Origin of the sequence: Nonomuraea sp. NPDC049624 (assembly GCF_040675255.1) — a bacterium.
Classification (GTDB): domain Bacteria; phylum Actinomycetota; class Actinomycetes; order Streptosporangiales; family Streptosporangiaceae; genus Nonomuraea.
Map to the genome: position 1 here is coordinate 410,875 of NZ_JBFAOR010000007.1, position 19,209 is coordinate 430,083.

Genomic DNA, 19,209 nt, shown 5'->3' on the forward strand with positions numbered 1-19,209 from the left:
GGCGTCAGGCCAGGCGGTGGGCGCCCTTGGCGGCGGTGGCGGCCAGGAAGCGGGGGGCCTGGAAGCCGCGCTCGGCGTAGGCGGCCGTGACCGACTCGCGCACGCCGTCGAGGCGGTCGTCCGGGACGAGGGCGATGGCCGAGCCGCCGAAGCCGCCGCCCGTCATCCTGGCGCCGCGGGCCCCGCCGCGGAAGGCGGCCTCCACGGCCACGTCGAGCTCCGGCGAGGAGACCTCGTACTGGTCGCGCAGCGACAGGTGGGAGGCATTGAGCAGGGCGCCGATCTCGGTGACCTTGCCCGCGCGCAGCAGGCCGACCAGGGCCTCGACGCGGTGGTTCTCGGTGACGACGTGCATGACGCGCTTGCGCTCGTCGCCCTGGAGCCGGTCGAGGGCCGCGGCCAGGTCGGTGACGTCGCGCAGGGACGCCACTCCCAGCTTGCGGGCCGCGGACTCGCACTCGGCGCGGCGCTTGGCGTACTCGCCGCCGGCGTGCTCGTGGTGGACCTGGGTGTCGATGATGAGGATGCTCAGGCCCTCGGCGGCCAGGTCGAGGGGGATCCTCCTGGAGCCGAGCGAGCGGCAGTCGAGGAACAGCGCGTGGCCCTCCTCGCACAGCGCCGAGGCGGCCTGGTCCATGATGCCGCACGGCATGCCGACGAAGTCGTTCTCGGCCCGCTGGCTGAGCAGCGCGATCTCCATCGGCGTCAGGCCGAGCCCGTGGACGTCGTTCAGCGCGGAGGCGACGGCCACCTCCAGCGCGGCGCTGGAGCTGAGGCCCGCGCCCTGGGGCACGTCGCCGTCGATCGCGATGTCCGCGCCGGCGACCCGGTCGCCGAGCATGGCCAGCACGCCCACGGCGTAGCGGGCCCAGCCGGTGGCATCCTCCCTGGCCGGCAGCTCGATCGGGCCGCCGGAGGACTGGAGGGACAGCAGCCGGATGGTCTGGTCGGCGCGCGGGGTGACGGCGGCGCTCACGCCCCACGGCACCGCGAAGGGCAGGACGAAACCGTCGTTGTAGTCGGTGTGCTCGCCGATCAGGTTGACCCGGCCGGGCGCGCGCCAGACCGTGCGGGGATCGGCACCGAAGGCGGCACGAAAAGCTTCAGCAACGCGCATAATCCAACACTCCTCAACAAAGGCCCGACCGTAGACTAGCGCCATGGAGGAGCTCCTGGATCCAGCGCTCGGCCAGGTCCGGGTGTTCCTGATGCACGACGACAACAAGCGGCGCAAGCTCAAGTACAACCTGGGCCATCGGCGGCTGCTCACCTTCGGCGGGGCGTACTCCCATCACATCAGGGCCGTGGCCGAGGCCGGAAGGCTGCACGGCATCGAGACGATCGGGGTGATCAGGGGCGAGGAGCACCTGCCGCTCAACCCCACGCTCGCCTTCGCCGCCTCCTGCGGGATGACCCTCACCTACCTCGACCGCGCCACCTACCGGCTCAAGCACACGCCCGAGGTGCAGGCGCGGCTGCGGGAGCGGTGGGGCGACGTCGCGATCCTGCCCGAGGGCGGCAGCAACGCCGCGGCCGTGCGCGGCTGCGCCGAGCTCCCGCCCGAGATCGACGTCGACTACGACGTCGTCTGCTGCCCGGTCGGCACCGGCGGCACGCTGGCCGGCATCTCGGCCGGGCTGCCCGAGGGCAGGCGGGCGCTGGGCTTCGCGGTGCTCAAGGGGGCCGGCTTCCTGGCCGGCGAGGTGGCCCGGCTCCAGCGGGAGGCCTACGGCCGCACCTGGACGAACTGGTCGCTCGACCTCGACCACCACTTCGGCGGCTACGCCCGCTCGACCCCCGACCTCGACCGGTTCGCCGCCGAGCACCGGGTCGAGGGCGTCTACGTGGCCAAGATGCTCTACGGCGTGCTCGACCTGGCCCGGCGGGGGGCGTTCGCGCCGGGCACCCGCGTCGTGGCCGTGCTGACCGGTCAGCCCTCGACGTCCGTGGCCGCGTGCGGGGCGCCGACCGGCTTCGACTCGGGCGAGCCGCGCTGACGCAGGTAGACCGACAGCACCACCATCGACAACACGGCCAGCAGCTCCGACTGCCAGTTCTGCAGGCTGCGGTTCCAGAACTCGGCGGAGGTCACGTACTGGCCCCACGAGACGGGGTCGCGCAGGTCGGCGAGCCGTCCGGAGTTGTAGGCCGCCTGGCCCGCCACCGACTGGGCCAGCCACGACAACACGAAGATGGCCCCCATCACCAGCCCGAGCGAGTTGCTGAACAGCCACAGCCGGGCGCCGCGGGCCCTGGCCCAGGCGGGGGACTGGCTGCCGGCGTGCGCGCCGACCTGCTGCTCCTCGTCGGACTCGGCCCCGGCGTCCTCCACCTTCTTGGACTCGGGGGAGCCCTTCTGGACGAGCCAGACGGTCAGCATGATGTACAGGAAGAACTGCAGGTACTCCGACTGCCAGTTCTCGGCCACGTCCACGGCGAAGTCGGAGGAGGTGACGTACTCGGCGAACGACACCGGGTCGGCGCCCTGAACCAGCTGCAGGTCGTTGAACTGCAGCATGCCCGCCACCGCCTGGCCGCCGAGCGCCAGCAGGAACATGACCAGGAAGGCCAGCGAGAGGGAGTTCTCCTTCAACCACTTCACAACCGCGCCCACCCTATGGCCAGGAACCAGGCCAGCCCCGCCACGATGACGAGCAGGGTCAGCGTGAACATCACCCGCATCAGTCCTCCACCTCGCATTCGTAGGGCAGGTCGTGCACGGGCCGGCAGCCCGCGGCCTTGACCCGCCAGCCGTCGTCGAAGCGGTGCAGGAACAGGGTGTCGCCGGCCAGCCGCACCTGGGCCTCCTTGCCCCACACGCTCACCTCGGTGACCGCGCCGCCGGGCCCCAGCTTGAGGTCGCCCAGCGCCTGGGCGCAGGTCTGGCCGCGGTCGGGCAGCTTCTCGGCGGTGCTCCGGGCCAGCAGCCCGCACGCGGCGTCCTCCTGGTGAGCCTCCAGGGCCGCATGGAAACGCTCGGCCGCGCGGGCGGGGGACATCGTGTCCACGGCGCAGCCGGTGGCCGCCAGGACGAGCGCCGTCACGACGAACGGAAATCTCATGCGCCTCCCGCTACCCACCGGGGCGGCGGGCATGCTGGCCCGCGGGCGGGCTACCCGAGCTGGTCGAGCACCGGGGCGACCAGCGCGTTGAGCTCGCGGACCAGGACGAGCACGGCCCGGTGGGCACGCTGCTCGACCTCGTCGTGCGGGCCCTCGGGCTCCGGCGGGAGGTCGCCGAGCGGCACGGGCGCCTCGACGAGCAGCGTGGCGCGCAGGAACGGGATGCGGGCGAGGTCCTGCTGGCTCGGCTCGACGTACTGGCCGAAGGTCTCCTGCCAGCCAAGCCAGCCGCGGTCGCGCCACCAGGCGCGCGACCTGGTCAGCTCGGCGGGAAGCGGCGAGACGATCCGGACGCGCGCGAACAGGGTGCCGTCCCAGGTGTTGCGGTGGCAGGTGGCCTCCAGGACGCGGCGGTCCCAGCGCACGTAGCCGGGGGTGAGGGCGGGCGGGGTGGCCAGCCGCCAGGCCGCGCAGGCGAACCTGACCGGCGCGATGTCACCCCACTCGAACTCGTCGAGGTTCTTGCGCACGTGCACGGCGTAGCGCCCGTCACGGTCCCTGTCGAACTCCTGGTCGATCCAGAACGCCTTGCCCATGCCCCCTACGCTACGGCCCGGCGGCGCCTTCCCGGCGGCGTACGGGAGATCCGGCCTTGCCATCAATTGTGTGACCGTTTAAGCTCATCCGGTCAAACAATTGGAGGCAAGGCATGGCCAGAGCGGGCAGGCCGCCGCAGGACCCCGCGCGGCAGGCCGAGCGCGCCCACCGGATCCTCGACGCCGCCGCCGAGCTGATCCTGCGCTGGGGCTACGACAAGACCACCGTCGAGGACGTCGCCAGGCGGGCCGGGGTCGCCAAGGGCACGATCTACCTGCACTGGAAGACGCGCGAGGAGCTGTTCGCCGCGCTGCTGCGGCGCGAGCGGGTGCTCATGCTGGACCGGGTGCGCGACGGCGCGCCCGCCACCCTCGGCGAGCTGTTCGGGACCCTGGCCTCGGCGCTGCTGCACCGGCCGCTGCTGCACGCGGTGCTGCTCGACGACTCCGAGGTGCTCGGCAAGCTCACCCGGCTCAAGCGGCAGCGACCGGCGGCCGGCGGCCTCGAACTCGGCGGCCCCTTCGAGGCGTACCTGCGCGAGCTGGTCCGGCTGGGCGCCGTGCGCGCGGAGCCGGCCGAGCACGTCACGGTGATCGGCTCGATCTTCTACGGCTTCATGTTCCTGCCCGGCGCGCGCCCGGAGTCCGAGCGGCTGCCCGACGACCGCGTCGCCGAGCTGCTGGCCGAGACCGTCGAACGCGCGGTGGGCACCGGACGCGCGCTGCCGCCCGACGACGCCGCCGCCGTCGCGCGGGCCACGCTCGACCTCCTCGACGCCCTCGCCGACGTCGCCCGGCGCAAACTGGCGACATCCATGAGCCCGGCCAAGGAGCGCGTGAAATGAAGGCAGTCATCCCCCTCGACGACGAAGCCGCCGCCGACCTCGGCACCGCGGGCGGCAAGGGCGCCTCGCTGGCCCGGCTGGCCAGGGCGGGGCTGCCGGTGCCCGGCGGGTTCGTCGTCACGACGCAGGCGTACCGGTCGTTCGTGGCGGCGTTCGGCGACGAGATCGCCTCCAGCGGCGGCCCCGGCGCGCTGTTCGCCGCGCACGAGATCCCGGCCGGTCTGGCCGAGGAGATCCGGGCCGCGCACGCCGCGCTCGGCGACGACGTCGCGGTGGCCGTGCGCTCCTCGGCCACCGCCGAGGACCTGCCCGAGCTGTCGTTCGCCGGGCAGCAGGACACCTTTCTCAACGTCAGGGCCGACGGCCTGCTGGAGGCGGTCCGCCGCTGCTGGGCCTCGCTGTGGAACCCGCGCGCCGTCGCCTACCGCGAGCGCAACGGCGTCCCGCACGACGACGTGGCCCTGGCGGTGGTCGTCCAGGAACTGGTGGACGCCGACGCGGCCGGGATCATGTTCACCGCCGACCCGGTCACCGGCGCGCGCGACGAGATCGTGGTCAACGCCTCCTGGGGGCTCGGCGAGGCCGTCGTCGGCGGGCAGGTCACGCCGGACACGATCACCCTGTCGGGCGGCCGGGTCACCGGCTCGCGGGTCGCCGACAAGACCGTCATGACCGTGCGCACCGCGAGCGGCACCGGCGAGGAGCCCGTGCCCGAGGACCTGCGCCGCGCTCCCGTGCTCGACCCGGCGCAGGCGGTGGAGCTGGCCGCGCTCGGCGAACGGATCCAGGCCCTGTACGGCATGCCCATGGACGTCGAGTGGGCCAGGCGCGACGGCACGTTCGCGATCCTCCAGGCCCGCCCGATCACCGGCCTGAAACCGCAGGTCGAGGAGTGGAACGACAGCCTCAAGGGCGACTACCTGTGGACCGCGGGCAACCTGGGCGAGGCCATCCCCGACGTGATGACGCCGGCGACCTGGTCGTTCGTCCAGATCTTCATCCGCGAGGCCATGTCGGCCTCGGCGCTGCCCGGGTTCGACCTGGTGGGCAACATCGGCGGCCGCTTCTACATGAACCTCAGCGTCGTCCACTCCATCGCCGCCGCCCTGGGCATGCGGAGCAGGCTGGGCGCGGTCGAGCAGGTCTTCGGCAGGCTGCCGGCCGGCCTGGAGGTGCCGCCGGTGCGGCTGGCCCGCTGGGAGATCGTCCGGCGCGTGCTGCCGATGGCCGTCACCCTCCAGCGGCGGGTGCGCCGGAACATCAAGGACATGCCCGCCTTCCTCGCCGCCTCCCGGCAGCGCTGCGAGGAACTGCGCGAACGCGTCGCCGCCACGTCCTCCGGCGCCGAGCTGGCCGACCTGTGGACGTCCGCCATCGAGCCCCACCTGGTCACCTCCAGCCGCATGCTGGAGGCCGCCGGCCGCCAGGGCGGCGCCACGCTGGTCTGGACCCGCGACCGGCTGCGCAGGCTGATGGGCGAGGCGGACGCCGAGGCCATGCTCACCGGCGTCAACGCCGACGGCGAGCTGGCCAGCCTCGGGCCCGTCCTGGGCCTGGGCAGGCTGGCCAGGGGCGAGATCAGCAGGGAGGAGTTCGCGCTGGCCTACGGGCACCGCGGCCCCCACGAGTTCGAGGTCTCAAGGCCCCGGCCCGGCGAGGACCCGACCTGGATCGACGCCCAGCTCGCCGGCCTGCGCGACCTGCGGGCCGGCACCGAGGCGCTGCTGGCCCGGCAAGAGAAGGCCAGGGCGGAGGCGTGGGCGCGGTTCGCCGCCCGCTACCCCGGCAAGGAGGCCCGGATGCGCGCCCGGGTACGGCGGTGGAACGCGGTCGTCCGCGACCGGGAGAGCGCCCGTTCGGAGAACATCCGGGCCTTCTGGGTGCTGCGGGCGTTCGTGGTGCGCGCCGGGGAGCTGACCGGGCACGGCGACGACCTGTTCCACCTCTACCTGGAGGAGATCCTCGACGTGCTGCGCGGCGACGCCTCGGCCCTGGCCCGGGTCCCGGTCCGGCGGGCGACCCACGAGCGGTACGCCGCGCTGCCGCCGTACCCGACGGTGATCGTCGGCCGGTTCGACCCCGTCCGGTGGGCCGCCGACCCGGGCCGCCGGGCCGACGTCTACGACGCCCGCGGCTTCGACGTCCCGGTCAGCGACACCGTGACCGGATTCCCCGGCGCGCCGGGCGTGGTCGAGGGCGTGGTCAGGGTCATCGCCGGCCCCGAGGACGGCGACCGGCTGGGGCCCGGCGAGATCCTGGTGACGACCCTGACGAACGTCGGCTGGACCCCGATGTTCCCGCGCGCGGCCGCCGTCGTCACCGACATGGGCGCGCCGCTGTCGCACGCCTCGATCGTGGCCCGCGAGCTGGGCATCCCGGCCGTGGTCGGCACCGGCAACGCCACCATGCGGCTGCGCGACGGCGACCGCGTCCGCGTGGACGGCGAGCGCGGCACGGTCGAGTTGCTCCAGTGAAAAGAGTGCGCCAAGTCGGCCGTCCTGCGGCTGCTGGTGTGTTCACTGGATGACCATGATCGAACAGTGGATCCTCGACGACGAGCGCGAGCTCGAAGCGCGCTGCGCCCGCTTCCGCCTCGCCCTGCTGGGCCTCGACCGCGACACCGCCCAGCCCGACCTCCAGGAGGCCCGGCAACCGGATGACCCCACCTGAACGGCACGACCCGCCTGACCTCCCGACCGGTCCGCCCGGGTGGGACGACCTGCCCGGTGCTCTCGTCCGGGAGGTCGAGCGGCGGCTCGGCCGGGCGGCGGCCGGCTTCGCGGGGCGGCACGGCGGCTTCACCGGCGGCGTGCGCGGCGTGCTCACGCTGACCGGCGGCGACGAGGTCTTCGTCAAGGCCGTGCCCGCCGGTTCGCCGCACGCGGCCGACTACCGGGCGGAGGCCGTGGTGGGCGCGGCCCTGCCGCCGGGCGTGCCCGCCCCCCGGTTCCTGTTCTCCTGCCAGGCGGCGGGGTGGGTGCTGCTCTGCTCGCGGGTCGCGCCCGGCCGGATCCCGCACGAGCCGTGGCACGACGACGAGCTGGCCGCCGCCCTCGCCCTGCTCACCGCGTGTGCCCGCGAGCTGACCCCGTCCCCGCTGGGCGGCCTGCCCACGCTGGCCGGGCGCATGTCGGGACGCTGCGAGCTGTGGAACACCCTCGACCCCGCCCGCGCCGGAGCATGGGAACGCGCCCGCCTGCCCCGCCTGGCCGCGGTCGAACGCCGCTGGACCGCCCTGGTCACCGGCGGCACGCTGCTGCACTTCGACCCGCGGTTCGACAACATCCTCATCGACCGCGACGGGACCGCCCGCCTGGTGGACTGGGGGCGGGCCTGCACCGGCCCGGCCTGGGCCGACCTGGTCTGCCTGCTGCTGCAGTCGGACCTCGGGCCGCGCGACCCCGAGCGCCTGCTCACCACGCACCCGCTCGGCCGCCGGGCGCCCGCCGACCAGGTGGACGCCCTCCTGGTCGCCCTGCTCGGCTACTGGACGCGCTCGGCCACCGCGCCCGCGCCGCCGGCGCTGCGCGACCGCCGCGAACGCTCCCGCCGCGCCACCCTCGCCTGGCTGCGCACCCGCTGGCTCTGAACGGGCCGCCGCCCGTCAGCGGCCGGTCAGCCGCCGACGTGGATGCCGGGCCGCCGCTGCGGCTCGGGCTCGACCTTGCGGATGATCTCGCGGACGACCGGCGCGGTGTCGCCGCGGCCCAGGATGAGGTAACGCAGCAGGTGGACCATCGGCGAGCCCTCGGCCCATTCGAAGTAGCAGTGGGGACGCACCCCGGTGCCGTCGCGCAGCGCCAGCAGCACGGCCGCGATCGCGTTGGGCGCGGCCGGGCTCTCCGCGCGCAGCACGCGGTGGCCGCCGACCTCGACGCCGCGCACCCGCAGCACGTCGCTGAAGCTGGAGGGGTCGATGACGTCGATCTCCAGGAACAGCACGTCGGCCCGGCCCGGCACCGGGTTCATGGACCGCTGCTCGCTCTCCTTGGCCAGGTACTCGGCCGCGTCGCCGGGGCCGCGCCGGTTGGCGATGATGTTGAGCGCGCCGTCGTGATTCAGCGAGTCGGTGACGAACCGGCGGGCCGCCTCGTCGAACTCGATCCGGTCGGCCCGCAGCTCGGTCGTGCGCGACACCCGCGAGATCAGCGAGATCGCGACGATGCCGAGGATGAAGAACGCCGAGATGGTGATGCCGTCGGGCTTCTCCCTGATGTTCTCCACCAGCGCGTAGACCAGCACCAGGGTCAGCACGGCGAAGCCGGCGACGGCCGGGGTCTGGCGGTGGCGGACGGCCGAGATGGTCACCGCCACCGCGCCGGAGACCATCATGGCCAGGATGCCGGTGGCGTACGCGCCGGCCTGGGCGTCGACGTCGGCGTTGAAGGCCAGCGTGAGCAGCACGCAGATGGCCGTGTAGACCAGCACGACGGGCCGGACGGCCTTGCCCCACTCGGGCGCCATGCCGTACGAGGGCAGGTAGCGCGGCACGATGTTGATCAGGCCGGCCATGGCCGAGGCGCCGGCGAACCAGAGGATGAGGATGGTGCTGACGTCGTAGACCGTGCCGAAGCCCTCGCCGAGCCGTTCGTGCGCCAGGTACGCCAGCGCCCTGCCGTTGGCCTGCCCGCCCGGCGCGAACTGCTCGGCCGGGATGAGCACGGTCGTGACGAAGCTGGTGGCGATCAGGTAGACGCTCATGATGAGCGCGGCCACGGTCAGCAGCTTGCGGGTGTTGCCGATGCGCGAGCGCAGCCGCTGCTCGGGGTCGTCGCCCTGGGCGGCCACGAGCGGCATCATGCTGACGCCCGTCTCGAACCCGGACAGGCCCAGCACCAGCAGCGGGAAGGCCAGCACCGCCGGGCCGAGCAGCCCGGTGAGGCCGCCGCGCCCGTCGAGCAGCGCGTCCGTCCAGTGCGACAGGGCCTGCGGGTCGGCCGCCACGTCGGCGAACCCGACGGCGACGACGACCGCGTTGAGCAGCAGGAACAGCGCCACCAGCGGGATCGCGACGCCGACCGCCTCGGTGAAGCCCATCAGGAACACGCCGCCGAGCACCACCAGCAGCACGACGGTGATGATCACCGCGTGCCCGTGCAGGAAGCTCGGGAAGTACGGGTTCTCCAGGATGTGCACCGAGGCGTCGGCGGCCGACAGCGTGATCGTGATGATCCACGACGTGGCCACGAACCCCAGCAGAACCAGCACGAACAGCTTACCCCGCCAGAACGGCAGCAGGCGTTCGAGCATGGCGACCGACCCCTGCCCGTGCGGGCTCTCCTTGGCCACCCGCCGGTACATCGGCAGCATGCCCAGCAGCGTCAGCGCCACGATGAGCAGCGTGGCCAGCGGCGACAGCGCGCCGGCCGCGAGCGCGGCGATGCCGGGCAGGTAGGCCAGGGTGGAGAAGTAGTCGACGCCGGTCAGGCACATGACCTTCCACCACGGCTGCGGCTCGCCGTGGCCCTCGGCCGACTCCGGGCCGACGGGCTGGACCTGGTGCCGCAGCAACCATCGCGCCGTCCGGCTCGACGGCGGCCCGGTACGGCCCGCGCTCTCGACCGCTTCGGGTATGGCAAGCTCACCGGTACCGCTCACCGGAACTTCCTCTCGGGGACGCCGCCAACGAACGTCCCCACCTTAGGGGGTCGGATCTCGGCGGCGACCGGTGCGGTCCCGCCTAGAAGCCGTCCTTGCGGGAGTCGGCCGGAAGGGCGGCGGCGGCCGGGCCGTCCGGCGCGGCACCGGCCGCGCGCTCGGCCGGGTCCGGCACGGGCACCGGCTGCACCAGCACCAGCGTCAGGTCGTCACGCAGGTCGCCGGCGTGCTCGTCCAGCAGGTCGAGCAGGTTGGGCAGCGCGTGGTCGAGGCCGGGCGCGGCCAGGGCGTGCCGGACGTGCCGGTCGAGCGGGAACTCCACGCCGTCGGCGTCCCTGGCCTCGCTCAGGCCGTCGGTGTAGAGCAGCAGCCGCTGGGACAGGCCGAGCCCGGCGCGCCGCATCCGCGGCTCGGGGCCCAGGCCGAGCGGCGGCGAGGGCTCGGGCGGCTCCAATGCCTCCAGGCGGTGGCCGATGCGCAGGGGAGCCGGATGGCCGCAGTTGACCAGCCGCACCTCACCGGGCACGAACTCGGCCAGCAGGACGGTCACGAAGTCCTCCTCGCCGAGGTGCGGGACGAGGTCGGCGTCGAGCGCCGTGGCCAGCGCCACCAGGTCGGGCGCGTCGGGCGCGTGCCGCCGGAAGGAGGCCAGCACGACGGCGCTCAGCCGGACGGCCTCCATGCCCTTGCCCTTGACGTCGCCGACGATCAGCCGCACCCCCGAGGGCGCGACCAGCGCGTCGTGCAGGTCGCCGCCGATCAGCGCCTGGTCGGTGGCCGACCGGGTGTGGACGGCCAGGCTCATGCCGCCGAGCCGGGGCGGCAGCGGCCGGACGATCGCCTGCTGGGCCAGCTCGGCGATCTGCCGCACCCGGGACAACTCGCGCTCCTGGTCGCCCTGGAACCGGTGGGCGACGGACGCCAGCCCCATCGCGGGGGCGAGGACGAGCAGCCCCGTCAGCGGGTCGAAACCGGCGCGCCCGAAGGTGACATAGAGCGCGACAACCCCTTCGACCAGCAGGAACAGCAGGAACCAGCCTCGCTGTGAACGCATGGTGTGTCTCCGGTTATCGGCTTCTTCTTTCCGGACGCGGCGAACAGGGTGAGTAGCTACTTTCTCACTTTTAGTCACGCAGTGCATCAGGTTCCGGCAAGCTGCTGTCACAACTTCATCCGATAGGTGGCGATCACGATGGCAGGTAAGTGGCAGGCGGGCAACCTTCCAGCGGAACTCACGAGCCTGATCGGCCGCGGCGCGGAGCTGGAGCAGGTGCGCAAGGCGTGCCGGCGGTCGCGGCTGGTGACCCTGACCGGGGTGGGCGGCGTCGGCAAGACCCGCCTGGCCCTGCGCGCCGCCGCCGACCTGCGGCCCGACTTCGCCGGCGGGTGCTGGCTGGTCGAGTTGTCGCCGCTGGACGACGGGACCCTGCTGCCGCACGCCATCGCCGAGGCGCTCCGGCTCACCGACCAGACCACCAGGCCCATGTCCGAGGTGCTGGCCGAGCACCTGTTCGGGCGCGAGCTGCTGCTCGTGCTCGACACCTGCGAGCACCTGGTCGCGGCCTGCGCGGCGACCGTCGAGGGGCTGCTCGCGGCGGTGCCCGGGCTGCACGTGCTGGCCACCAGCCGCCGTCCGCTGGAGGTGGACCCCGAGCTGGTGATCGTGGTCGACCCGCTGCCGGTGCCGGCCGCGGGCGCCACCGCGCCGCTCGGCCACGACGCCGTGACCCTGCTCGTCGAGCGCGCCGCCGAGACGATGCCGACCTTCGAGATCACCGACACCAACCGCGACGACGTCGTGCGGCTGTGCCGCAGGCTCGAAGGCATCCCGCTGGCCATCGAGCTGGCCGCGGCCCGGCTGCGCGACCTGCCCTTGAGCCATCTGGCCGACCGGCTGGAGGACCGCTTCGCCACGCTGGAGGACGACCTCGCGCTCACCCAGGAGGCCGACCCGCCCTGGCACCAGGCATTGCGTACCGCCGTCGGGTGGAGCCACGAGCTGTGCGAGCCCGCCGAGCGGCTGCTGTGGGCGCGGGTGTCGGTGTTCGCCGGCGACTTCGACGCCGAGGCGGCGCGCCAGGTGTGCGCCGACGAGCGGCTGCCCGAGGCCGACATCGGGCTGCTGCTCGACGCCCTGGCCGACGAGTCGATCCTGACCTGGCTGCCGACCGGCTCCGGCGAGCGCTACCGCATGCTCGACACGCTGCGCGAGTACGGCGCCGGCTGGCTGCGCGGCCTCGGCGAGGAGGCGGAGCTGCGCCGCCGGCACCGCGCCCACTACCAGGACCTGGCCGTGCGCGGCGCGGCCGGCTGGCTCGGCGCCGGCCAGGTCGCCTGGTACGACCGGATGGTCGGCGAGCACGACAACCTGCGCGCCGCGCTGGAGACCGCGCTCGGCGAGCGGGACGGCCAAGCCGCCCTCGACCTGGCCGGCACGCTGGCCTTCTTCTGGTACGGCTGCGGCTACGCCAAGGAGGGCCGCCACTACCTGGGCCAGGCCCTGGCGCTCGACCAGGCCCCCGGCCCGGTCCGCGCCCGCGCCCTGTGGGCCGATGGCCTGCTCGCCGCCACCCAGGGGGACGCCGCCGCGGTCGAGGCGCGGGCCGAGGAGTGCGAGGCCGCCGCGGCCGACGACGACGCCTTCGCCGCGCTGTGCGTCAAGGCGCTGCGCTCGTCGGCCGGCGTGATCCGCGGCGACCTGGAGCAGGCGATGGCGGAGTCGGAGCCGGCGTACGCGATGCGCTGGAGCGGCGAGGAGCTGACGATCGCCGGGCTGCTGGCGCTGATGTGCCGGGCGGTCGCGCACACCGTCGCCGGCCGGATCGAGGAGGCGATCGCGGTGCTGGAGGACCTGCGCGCCCTGTGCGACCAGCAGGGCGAGCAGGCGATGCGCTCGCACGGCGACCTGCTGCGCGGCCAGGCCGAGCTGGCCCGCGGGCGGGTGGCGGCGGCCGTCGCCTACGGGCAGGCGGCGTTGCGCACCAAGCGGAGGCTGCACGACGACTTCGGCATCGGGCTGACCGTCGACCTGCTGGCGCTCGGCGCGGGGGCCGCGGGCCGGCCGGAGCGGGCGGCCCGGCTGCTGGGGCTGGCGCAGCGGATCTGGAGCAGCCACGGGCAGGCGCAGGCCAGCGTCCCGGCCTGGGTGGCGGCCCGGCAGGAGTGCGAGCGGCAGGCGCGCGAGGCCCTGGGCGACGACGCGTACGGGTCGGCGTTCCGCGCCGGGTACGACGGCGAGGTCGACGCCGGGATCGCGTACGCGCTCGAACCCGAGGGGGAGGGGCTGCCGAACGTGTGAGACCGCCGATCCTGGGGCTCCGACGTGGCGGAGGAGGCAGATGTTGCCTGCCTGGCGGTGACAACCTCACCCCTTGGATCCCTCGGCGTTACCACGGAGAGTAGGGAGACATCCGTACATGGGAGGCTGCATTGGACACCGCGCCACTTCCGTTCCCGGTTCCCGGCGAGCGGACGTCCGACACGATCCGCCGCCTGCGGGACGAGCACGGACCGGTCCTGCCCGTCCTGCTGCCGGGGGAGGTGAACGGCTGGCTGGTGACCTCCTACGAGGCGACGGACGAGGTGCTGGCCAACGACGAGGCGCTCTACAGCAAGGACGCCAGGAACTTCACCGGCCTTCATGACGGCACCGTCCCCGCCGACTGGCCGCTGCGCCAGGTCATCGAGGGCGACCACCTGCTGACCAAGGACGGCGCCGACCACCGGCGGCTGCGCAGCCTGATCAACCGCGCCTTCACCCCGGCCCGGGTGGCCGCCCTCGCGCCGCGCGTGCAGGAGATGACCGACGAGCTGCTCGACCGCATGGCCGGGCGGGACGGCGAGGTCGACCTCGTGGCCGCCTTCACCGAGCCGCTGCCGGTCGCCGTGATCTGCGAGCTGTTCGGCGTCCCGGGGGAGGAGCGGGCGCAGATCCGCGAGTGGACGGGGGTGATGTTGTCGCACGCCGCCGCCCCCGACGAGGTGAACGCGGCGGCCGGGTCGCTGCTCGGCTACCTGGCGGCCTTCATCGCGCGCCGCCGCCGTGAGCCGGCCGACGACCTGACCACCGGCCTGATCCGCGCCAACGAGGATGACGGCGGCCGCCTGTCCGACAACGAGCTGCTGTGGATCCTGTGGGTCGTGCTCGTCGCCGGCCACGAGACGACCGTGCACCTGATCGCCAAGGCGGTGGTGGCCCTGTGCGCCGACCCCGTCCAGCTCGACCGCGCCCGTACGGAGAACGCCTGGGAGCAGGTGGTGGAGGAGGCGCTGCGCAGCCGTAACTCGGTCGTCGGCCTGGTCTTCCGCTACCCGCTCAAGGACGTCACGGTCGCCGGCACGACCATCCCGGCGGGCCGGCCCATCGTCGTCGGGCTCACCGGCGCGGGCACCGACCCCGCCCGCTACGGTCCGGACGCCGGCCGCTTCGACCTGGGCAAGGCCAAGGAGGGGCATCTGGGCTTCGGCCGGGGCCCGCACTTCTGCCTGGGGGCGCCGCTGGCCCGGCTGGAGGCCAGGATCGCGTTGTCGTCGTTGTTCGGCAGGTTCCCGGGGCTGCGCCTGGCGGTGCGCCCCGAGGAGATCGCCTACACGGCGTCGATCATCACCGAGGGGCCGCTGGCGGTGCCCGTGCTGCTGCGCTGATTCTGCCTGTCAAACCGGCTTTCCGCGATTCGGAACAGGACGGCCGGGCCGAGGGTGACGTCCTTGGCCCGGCCGTTCCTGGCGTGCGGGATGCGGTGACGCCGCCTCGCTTCCCGTCGGCCTCTTGACATGATCTTCGCCGCAGTGGTCTCCTAGCGCCAGTTCGGAATAGCATTCCTCATGACGGAATAGGATGGGGATCTCCATGGTACGCGCGCATTCGACCGCCGGCCGGCCCTCGTGAGGGCTCTCGTCTTCACCGCCCCCGGCGTCGTGCAGCAGCGGGACGTGCCCGAGCCGGTGGCCGGGCCGGAGGAGGTGCTGGTGCACGTGGTCGCCGCCGGCATCTGCGGCAGCGAGCTGCACGGCGTGCAGACCCCCGGGTTCCGGGTGCCGCCGCTGGTCATGGGGCACGAGTTCGCCGGGCGCACTGACGACGGGCGGCCGGTGACGGTCAACCCGATCCTGTCGTGCGGCGCCTGCGACGTGTGCCTGATCGGCCGGCCCAACGTGTGCAGGAAACGGCAGATCATCGGCGTGCACCGGCCGGGGGCCTTCGCCGAGCGCGTCGCGGTGCCGGCCGCGTCCGTGGTGCCGCTGCCCGACGGGCTCGGCTGGACCGCCGCGGGCGTGGTGGAGCCGGCCGCGAACGCCGTGCACGCCTGGGGGCTGGCCGGGCGGCCGGCCGGGGCGCGCGTGGGCGTGATCGGCGCCGGGGCCATCGGCCTGACCTGCCTGCTGACCGCCCTGTCCGGCGGCGCGGCGAGCGTGGACGTGGCCGACCGCTCGCCCGAGCGGCTGGCCGTCGCCGCCGGGCTCGGCGGCGTGGCGGCGGGCGCCGAGCTGACCGGCGAGTACGACGTGATCTTCGACGCCGTCGGCGCCGCCGCCACCCACGAGCAGTCCCTGTCCCGGCTGCGCCCCGGCGGCGTGGCCGTCTGGCTCGGCCTGGCCGACCACGTCGCCGGGTACGACGCCGCCGACCTGGTGCGCGGCGAGAAGCGCGTGCTGGGCTCGTTCGCCTACGACGCGGCCGACTTCGCCGCGGCCGTCGACCTGGTCGGCCGCTGGGACCTGAGCTGGGTCCGGACCTTCCCCCTCGAAGAGGGCGCCGAGGTCTTCACCCGGCTGATGAACGGCCAGGCCACCCCCGTCAAAGCCCTGCTGACCCCGGAATCGAGGTAACCCATGGCCCGCATCGTCCTGGTGGGCGCCGGCAGCATCACGTTCGCCAAGAACCTCCTCTCAGACATCCTGACATTTCCGGAACTGTCGGAGTCCACGATCGTGCTCCACGACATCGACCGGGCCCGGCTCGACACCGCCGCGGCGATGGCCCGCTGGATGGTCGCCGAGCTGGGCATCGGCGCCCGGATCGAGGCGTACGCCGACCGCCGGCCCGCCGTCGAGGGCGCCGACTACGTGATCAACGAGATCGCGGTGGGCGGCCTGGAGGCGGTCAGGCGCGACCTGGAGATCCCCGCCGCGTACGGCGTGCGCCAGACGATCGGCGACACCCTGGGCATCGGCGGCATCTTCCGCGCCCTGCGCACGATCCCCGTGATGGTCGGCATCGGCGACGACCTGGCCGAGCTCGCCCCCGACTCGGTGTTGTTCAGCTACACCAACCCGATGTCGATGATCCCCTGGTCGGTCTACGCCGGCACCCCGTTCAAGAACGTCGTGGGCGTCTGCCACGCCGCCCGCGACACGCAGAGCACGCTGGCCGCCATGGTCGGCGTCCCGGAGGAGGAGATCTCCTTCCTCACCGCGGGCGTCAACCACCAGGCGTTCGTGCTGCGCTTCGAGCGCGACGGCGAGAACCTCTACCGGCGGCTCGACGAGCTGATCGACCAGGACCCCGAGCTGCGGCGGCGGGTGCGCGTGGAGGTCTACCGCAACTTCGGCTACTTCCCGACCGAGTCCTCCGAGCACGGCTCGGAGTACCTGCCGTGGTTCCTGCCGCACGCCGAGGAGGTCGAGCGGTACCGCATCCCGATCAACGTCTACCTGGAGTGGCTGGCCGAGGGCTACGAGGAGTACGAGCAGTACAAGAGCTCGCTGGAGGCCGGCCGGGGCGTGCCGATCGAACGCGGCGACGAGCTGGCCTCGCTGGCCATCCACTCGATGGAGACCGGCACCCGCAGGCTGATCCACGGCAACGTGCGCAACGGCGGCCTGATCTCCAACCTGCCGCCGGAGGCCACCGTCGAGGTGCCCTGCCACGTCGACCGGTCCGGCGTGCGGCCGCTGCCCGTCGGCGAGCTGCCCGCCCAGGTCGCCGCGCTCAACCGGGCCTTCCTCAGCGTCGGCGAGCTGACCGTCAAGGCCGCCCTGGAAGGGCGGCGCGACCACGTCTACCAGGCCGCGCTGCTCGACCCCAACACCGCCGCCACCCTGCCGGTCCGCAAGGTCCGCGAGCTGGTGGACGCCCTCATCGAGGCCCACGGCGACCTGCTGCCCGAAGGCATCAGGAAGTGACCCTGCCCGACGCCGGCCTGCCGCTGTCCCGCTACCGTCCGGTGTCGCAGCTCCGGGTGGCCGTGCACGAGGTCGGCCGGGCCCGGCTGCCCGCCGTGGACGCCCACCTCCACCTCGGCCGCTGGCTGACCGAGGACGGCGGCTGGATGGTCGAGGACGTCCCCGCCCTGATCGGCATGATGGACGAGCTCAACCTGCGCGGCATGGTCAACCTCGACGGCCGCTGGGGCCGGGAGCTGGCCGAGAACCTCGAACGCTACGACGCCGCCCATCCGGGCCGGTTCGCCACGTTCTGCCACGTCGACTGGTCGCAGACCGCCACCCCCGGATTCGGCGAGCGGCTGGCCGCCCAGCTGCGCCGCTCGGTCGCCGAGGGCGCGGCCGGGCTGAAGGTGTGGAAGGACGTCGGGCTGCGGGTGCGCGACCACCGGGACGAGCTGGTCCTGCTCGACGACCCCCGGCTGGACCCGCTGTGGGCCGCCGTGGGGGAGGCGGGCGTGCCCGTCGCCCTGCACACCGCCGACCCGGTCGCCTTCTTCCAGCCCGCGGACGAGCGCAACGAACGCCTCGAACTGCTGGCCGCCCGGCCCGACTGGAACTTCTCCGGGCCGGGGTTCCCGCCGTTCGAGCGGCTCATGGAGGCCATGGAGTCGATGGTCGCCCGGCATCCGGCCACGACCGTGATCGGCGTGCACGCCGGGTGCTGGCCGGAGAACCTGGGGTTCGCCGGCCGGATGCTGGACGCGTACCCGAACTTCCACATCGACATCGCGGCGCGCGTCGCCGAGCTGGGACGCCAGCCGCGCGCCACGCGGGCGCTCATGCTCCGCCACCCCGGCCGGGTGCTGTTCGGCACCGACGAGATCCCGCCGCACCCGGACGTCTACCGGATCCACTTCCGGTTCATGGAGACCGACGACGAGGCGTTCGCGCACTCCCTCGACGACCCGCCGCTGATGGGCCGGTGGACGATCTCCGGGCTCGACCTGCCCGACGACGTCCTGGAGCAGGTGTACGCGCGCAACGCGCTGCGGCTCGTGCCCCGGCTGGCCTGACCGGTCAGGGCGCGAGGGCGACGTCGAGGGCGGCCAGGCGGGCCGGGTCGGAGACGATGTCGATCTCGGTGATGCGCTCGCCGGACGTCGTGACGCGCAGCACCAGGAACAGCCGGCCGCCGCGCAGCACGCCGATGCCCGGCCTGCCGTCGACGAGCACGAGGTCGGCGAAGCGCGCGCCGCCGGAGTCGGTGAGCGTGCCCTGGGCCACCGGACGGGCGCCGCGCCGCTCGCCGCCCGACCCCGGCACGTCCGACCGGTGCAGCACGTCGGGGTCGAGGACCGCGAGCAGGGCGTCCAGGTCGCCGGCGCGGGCCGCGGCGAGGAAGGCGGCCACGAGCCTGCGCTGCCGGGCGTGGTCGGCGGCGGGCAGGACGGGCGTGCCGTGCACCCGCTGCCGCGCCCGGCTGGCCAGCTTCTTGGCCGTGGCGGGGGAGCGCGCCACGATCCGCGCGATCTCCCCGAACGGCACCGCGAACAGGTCGTGCAGCACGAACGCGACCCGCTCGGCCGGGCTCAGCGTGTCGAGGACGACCAGCAGGGCGAGCCCGACCGAGTCGGCCAGCACCGCCGCGTCGGCCGGATCGCCGTCATGGACGCTCACCTGGTCGAACCGCTCGCCCTCGACGAGCTGCTCGTCCCTGCGCCGGCGGGCGCGCAGCATGTCGAGGCAGACCCGGCCGACGATCGTGGTCAGCCAGCCGGGCACGTTCGCGACGCCGTCCGTGCCGGCGCGGGCGGCCCGCAGCCAGGTCTCCTGGACGGCGTCGTCGGCCTCGTCGGCCGAGCCGAGCATGCGGTACGCCACCGCCCGCAGATGGCTGCTGGCCAGGTCGAAATGGCCGGCCAGGTCGGCTTGCGCGTTCATCGGTCACCTTTCGTCGCGCCGGGTCGTCATACAGGCGGCTGGGCGACGACGGGGGGCGAC

At 73.8% G+C, this 19,209-nt stretch carries 17 protein-coding genes; 10 read left to right on the forward strand and 7 right to left on the reverse strand.

Going from position 1 to position 19,209, the window contains the following annotated elements; all coding sequences use genetic code 11:
• Window positions 1-4: 4 nt before the first annotated feature.
• The gene (galK, locus tag AB0J76_RS29840; protein ID WP_352318885.1) at window positions 5-1,117 is read right to left on the reverse strand and encodes a galactokinase; all 1,113 of its coding nucleotides are present in this window, start codon (window positions 1,115-1,117) and stop codon (window positions 5-7) included.
• A 43-nt stretch (window positions 1,118-1,160) separates the two neighbouring features.
• Here galK and AB0J76_RS29845 point away from each other — a divergent pair, with 43 nt between their 5' ends.
• Window positions 1,161-1,997 carry a pyridoxal-phosphate dependent enzyme gene (locus tag AB0J76_RS29845; RefSeq protein WP_352318883.1) on the forward strand — a complete coding sequence of 279 codons (837 nt, stop codon included), beginning with the start codon at window positions 1,161-1,163 and terminating at the stop codon, window positions 1,995-1,997.
• On the opposite strand, the gene AB0J76_RS29850 is transcribed toward AB0J76_RS29845, so the two are convergent.
• From AB0J76_RS29850 to AB0J76_RS29860, 3 genes are all read right to left on the reverse strand, one after another.
• On the reverse strand, window positions 1,931-2,602 hold the full coding sequence (locus AB0J76_RS29850) for a DUF6766 family protein (RefSeq protein WP_352318881.1): 672 nt from the start codon (window positions 2,600-2,602) through the stop codon (window positions 1,931-1,933). The genes AB0J76_RS29845 and AB0J76_RS29850 overlap by 67 nt on opposite strands.
• A 79-nt stretch (window positions 2,603-2,681) precedes the next feature.
• Window positions 2,682-3,062 carry a hypothetical protein gene (locus AB0J76_RS29855; protein WP_352318879.1) on the reverse strand — a complete coding sequence of 127 codons (381 nt, stop codon included), beginning with the start codon at window positions 3,060-3,062 and terminating at the stop codon, window positions 2,682-2,684.
• A gap of 50 nt (window positions 3,063-3,112) precedes the next feature.
• Window positions 3,113-3,658, reverse strand: coding sequence for a hypothetical protein (locus AB0J76_RS29860; RefSeq protein ID WP_352318877.1), 546 nt, complete (start codon window positions 3,656-3,658; stop codon window positions 3,113-3,115).
• Window positions 3,659-3,771: 113 nt separating this feature from the next.
• Here AB0J76_RS29860 and AB0J76_RS29865 point away from each other — a divergent pair, with 113 nt between their 5' ends.
• The 4 genes from AB0J76_RS29865 to AB0J76_RS29880 are packed head-to-tail and all read left to right on the forward strand — an operon-like array spanning window position 3,772 to window position 8,092.
• On the forward strand, window positions 3,772-4,503 hold the full coding sequence (locus AB0J76_RS29865; protein ID WP_352318876.1) for a helix-turn-helix domain-containing protein: 732 nt from the start codon (window positions 3,772-3,774) through the stop codon (window positions 4,501-4,503).
• The gene (locus AB0J76_RS29870) at window positions 4,500-6,977 is read left to right on the forward strand and encodes a PEP/pyruvate-binding domain-containing protein (RefSeq protein ID WP_352318874.1); all 2,478 of its coding nucleotides are present in this window, start codon (window positions 4,500-4,502) and stop codon (window positions 6,975-6,977) included. Before AB0J76_RS29865 ends, AB0J76_RS29870 begins: the two co-directional genes overlap by 4 nt.
• 49 nt (window positions 6,978-7,026) lie before the next feature.
• Entirely contained in the window at window positions 7,027-7,173 is a 147-nt protein-coding gene (locus tag AB0J76_RS29875) for a hypothetical protein (RefSeq protein ID WP_352318872.1), read from the forward strand.
• Complete coding sequence (locus tag AB0J76_RS29880; RefSeq protein ID WP_352318870.1) at window positions 7,160-8,092, forward strand: phosphotransferase; 933 nt, start codon at window positions 7,160-7,162, stop codon at window positions 8,090-8,092. Before AB0J76_RS29875 ends, AB0J76_RS29880 begins: the two co-directional genes overlap by 14 nt.
• Before the next feature lie 26 nt (window positions 8,093-8,118).
• On the opposite strand, the gene AB0J76_RS29885 is transcribed toward AB0J76_RS29880, so the two are convergent.
• On the reverse strand, window positions 8,119-10,101 hold the full coding sequence (locus AB0J76_RS29885; protein ID WP_352318868.1) for an amino acid transporter: 1,983 nt from the start codon (window positions 10,099-10,101) through the stop codon (window positions 8,119-8,121).
• 82 nt (window positions 10,102-10,183) lie between these two features.
• The gene (locus tag AB0J76_RS29890) at window positions 10,184-11,155 is read right to left on the reverse strand and encodes a PP2C family protein-serine/threonine phosphatase (RefSeq protein WP_352318866.1); all 972 of its coding nucleotides are present in this window, start codon (window positions 11,153-11,155) and stop codon (window positions 10,184-10,186) included.
• A gap of 126 nt (window positions 11,156-11,281) precedes the next feature.
• Between AB0J76_RS29890 and AB0J76_RS29895 the strand changes: the two genes are divergently transcribed.
• From AB0J76_RS29895 to AB0J76_RS29915, 5 genes are all read left to right on the forward strand, one after another.
• Window positions 11,282-13,399, forward strand: coding sequence for an ATPase (locus tag AB0J76_RS29895; protein ID WP_352318864.1), 2,118 nt, complete (start codon window positions 11,282-11,284; stop codon window positions 13,397-13,399).
• 131 nt (window positions 13,400-13,530) lie between these two features.
• Complete coding sequence (locus AB0J76_RS29900) at window positions 13,531-14,745, forward strand: cytochrome P450 (protein ID WP_352318863.1); 1,215 nt, start codon at window positions 13,531-13,533, stop codon at window positions 14,743-14,745.
• A gap of 240 nt (window positions 14,746-14,985) precedes the next feature.
• Window positions 14,986-15,930 (forward strand): alcohol dehydrogenase catalytic domain-containing protein, encoded by a 945-nt coding sequence (locus AB0J76_RS29905; RefSeq protein ID WP_352318861.1) that lies wholly within the window; start codon window positions 14,986-14,988, stop codon window positions 15,928-15,930.
• A gap of 3 nt (window positions 15,931-15,933) precedes the next feature.
• A complete protein-coding gene (gene melA, locus AB0J76_RS29910; protein ID WP_352318859.1) occupies window positions 15,934-17,226 on the forward strand; it encodes an alpha-galactosidase in 1,293 nt (430 codons plus the stop codon).
• Window positions 17,223-18,281 (forward strand): amidohydrolase family protein, encoded by a 1,059-nt coding sequence (locus AB0J76_RS29915; RefSeq protein WP_352318857.1) that lies wholly within the window; start codon window positions 17,223-17,225, stop codon window positions 18,279-18,281. Before melA ends, AB0J76_RS29915 begins: the two co-directional genes overlap by 4 nt.
• Window positions 18,282-18,285: 4 nt before the next feature.
• On the opposite strand, the gene AB0J76_RS29920 is transcribed toward AB0J76_RS29915, so the two are convergent.
• Window positions 18,286-19,149 (reverse strand): sigma-70 family RNA polymerase sigma factor, encoded by an 864-nt coding sequence (locus AB0J76_RS29920; protein WP_352318855.1) that lies wholly within the window; start codon window positions 19,147-19,149, stop codon window positions 18,286-18,288.
• Between the last annotated feature and the right edge of the window lie 60 nt (window positions 19,150-19,209).

Bases quoted from the DNA above. Each gene is read 5' to 3' on its own strand.
- AB0J76_RS29865 (WP_352318876.1), top strand. From the start codon at position 3,772: ATGGCCAGAGCGGGCAGGCCGCCGCAGGACCCCGCGCGGCAGGCCGAG.
- AB0J76_RS29855 (WP_352318879.1), bottom strand. From the start codon at position 3,062: ATGAGATTTCCGTTCGTCGTGACGGCGCTCGTCCTGGCGGCCACCGGC.
- AB0J76_RS29870 (WP_352318874.1), top strand. From the start codon at position 4,500: ATGAAGGCAGTCATCCCCCTCGACGACGAAGCCGCCGCCGACCTCGGC.
- AB0J76_RS29860 (WP_352318877.1), bottom strand. From the start codon at position 3,658: ATGGGCAAGGCGTTCTGGATCGACCAGGAGTTCGACAGGGACCGTGAC.
- AB0J76_RS29845 (WP_352318883.1), top strand. From the start codon at position 1,161: ATGGAGGAGCTCCTGGATCCAGCGCTCGGCCAGGTCCGGGTGTTCCTG.
- melA (WP_352318859.1), top strand. From the start codon at position 15,934: ATGGCCCGCATCGTCCTGGTGGGCGCCGGCAGCATCACGTTCGCCAAG.
- galK (WP_352318885.1), bottom strand. From the start codon at position 1,117: ATGCGCGTTGCTGAAGCTTTTCGTGCCGCCTTCGGTGCCGATCCCCGC.
- AB0J76_RS29880 (WP_352318870.1), top strand. From the start codon at position 7,160: ATGACCCCACCTGAACGGCACGACCCGCCTGACCTCCCGACCGGTCCG.
- AB0J76_RS29920 (WP_352318855.1), bottom strand. From the start codon at position 19,149: ATGAACGCGCAAGCCGACCTGGCCGGCCATTTCGACCTGGCCAGCAGC.
- AB0J76_RS29890 (WP_352318866.1), bottom strand. From the start codon at position 11,155: ATGCGTTCACAGCGAGGCTGGTTCCTGCTGTTCCTGCTGGTCGAAGGG.
- AB0J76_RS29875 (WP_352318872.1), top strand. From the start codon at position 7,027: ATGACCATGATCGAACAGTGGATCCTCGACGACGAGCGCGAGCTCGAA.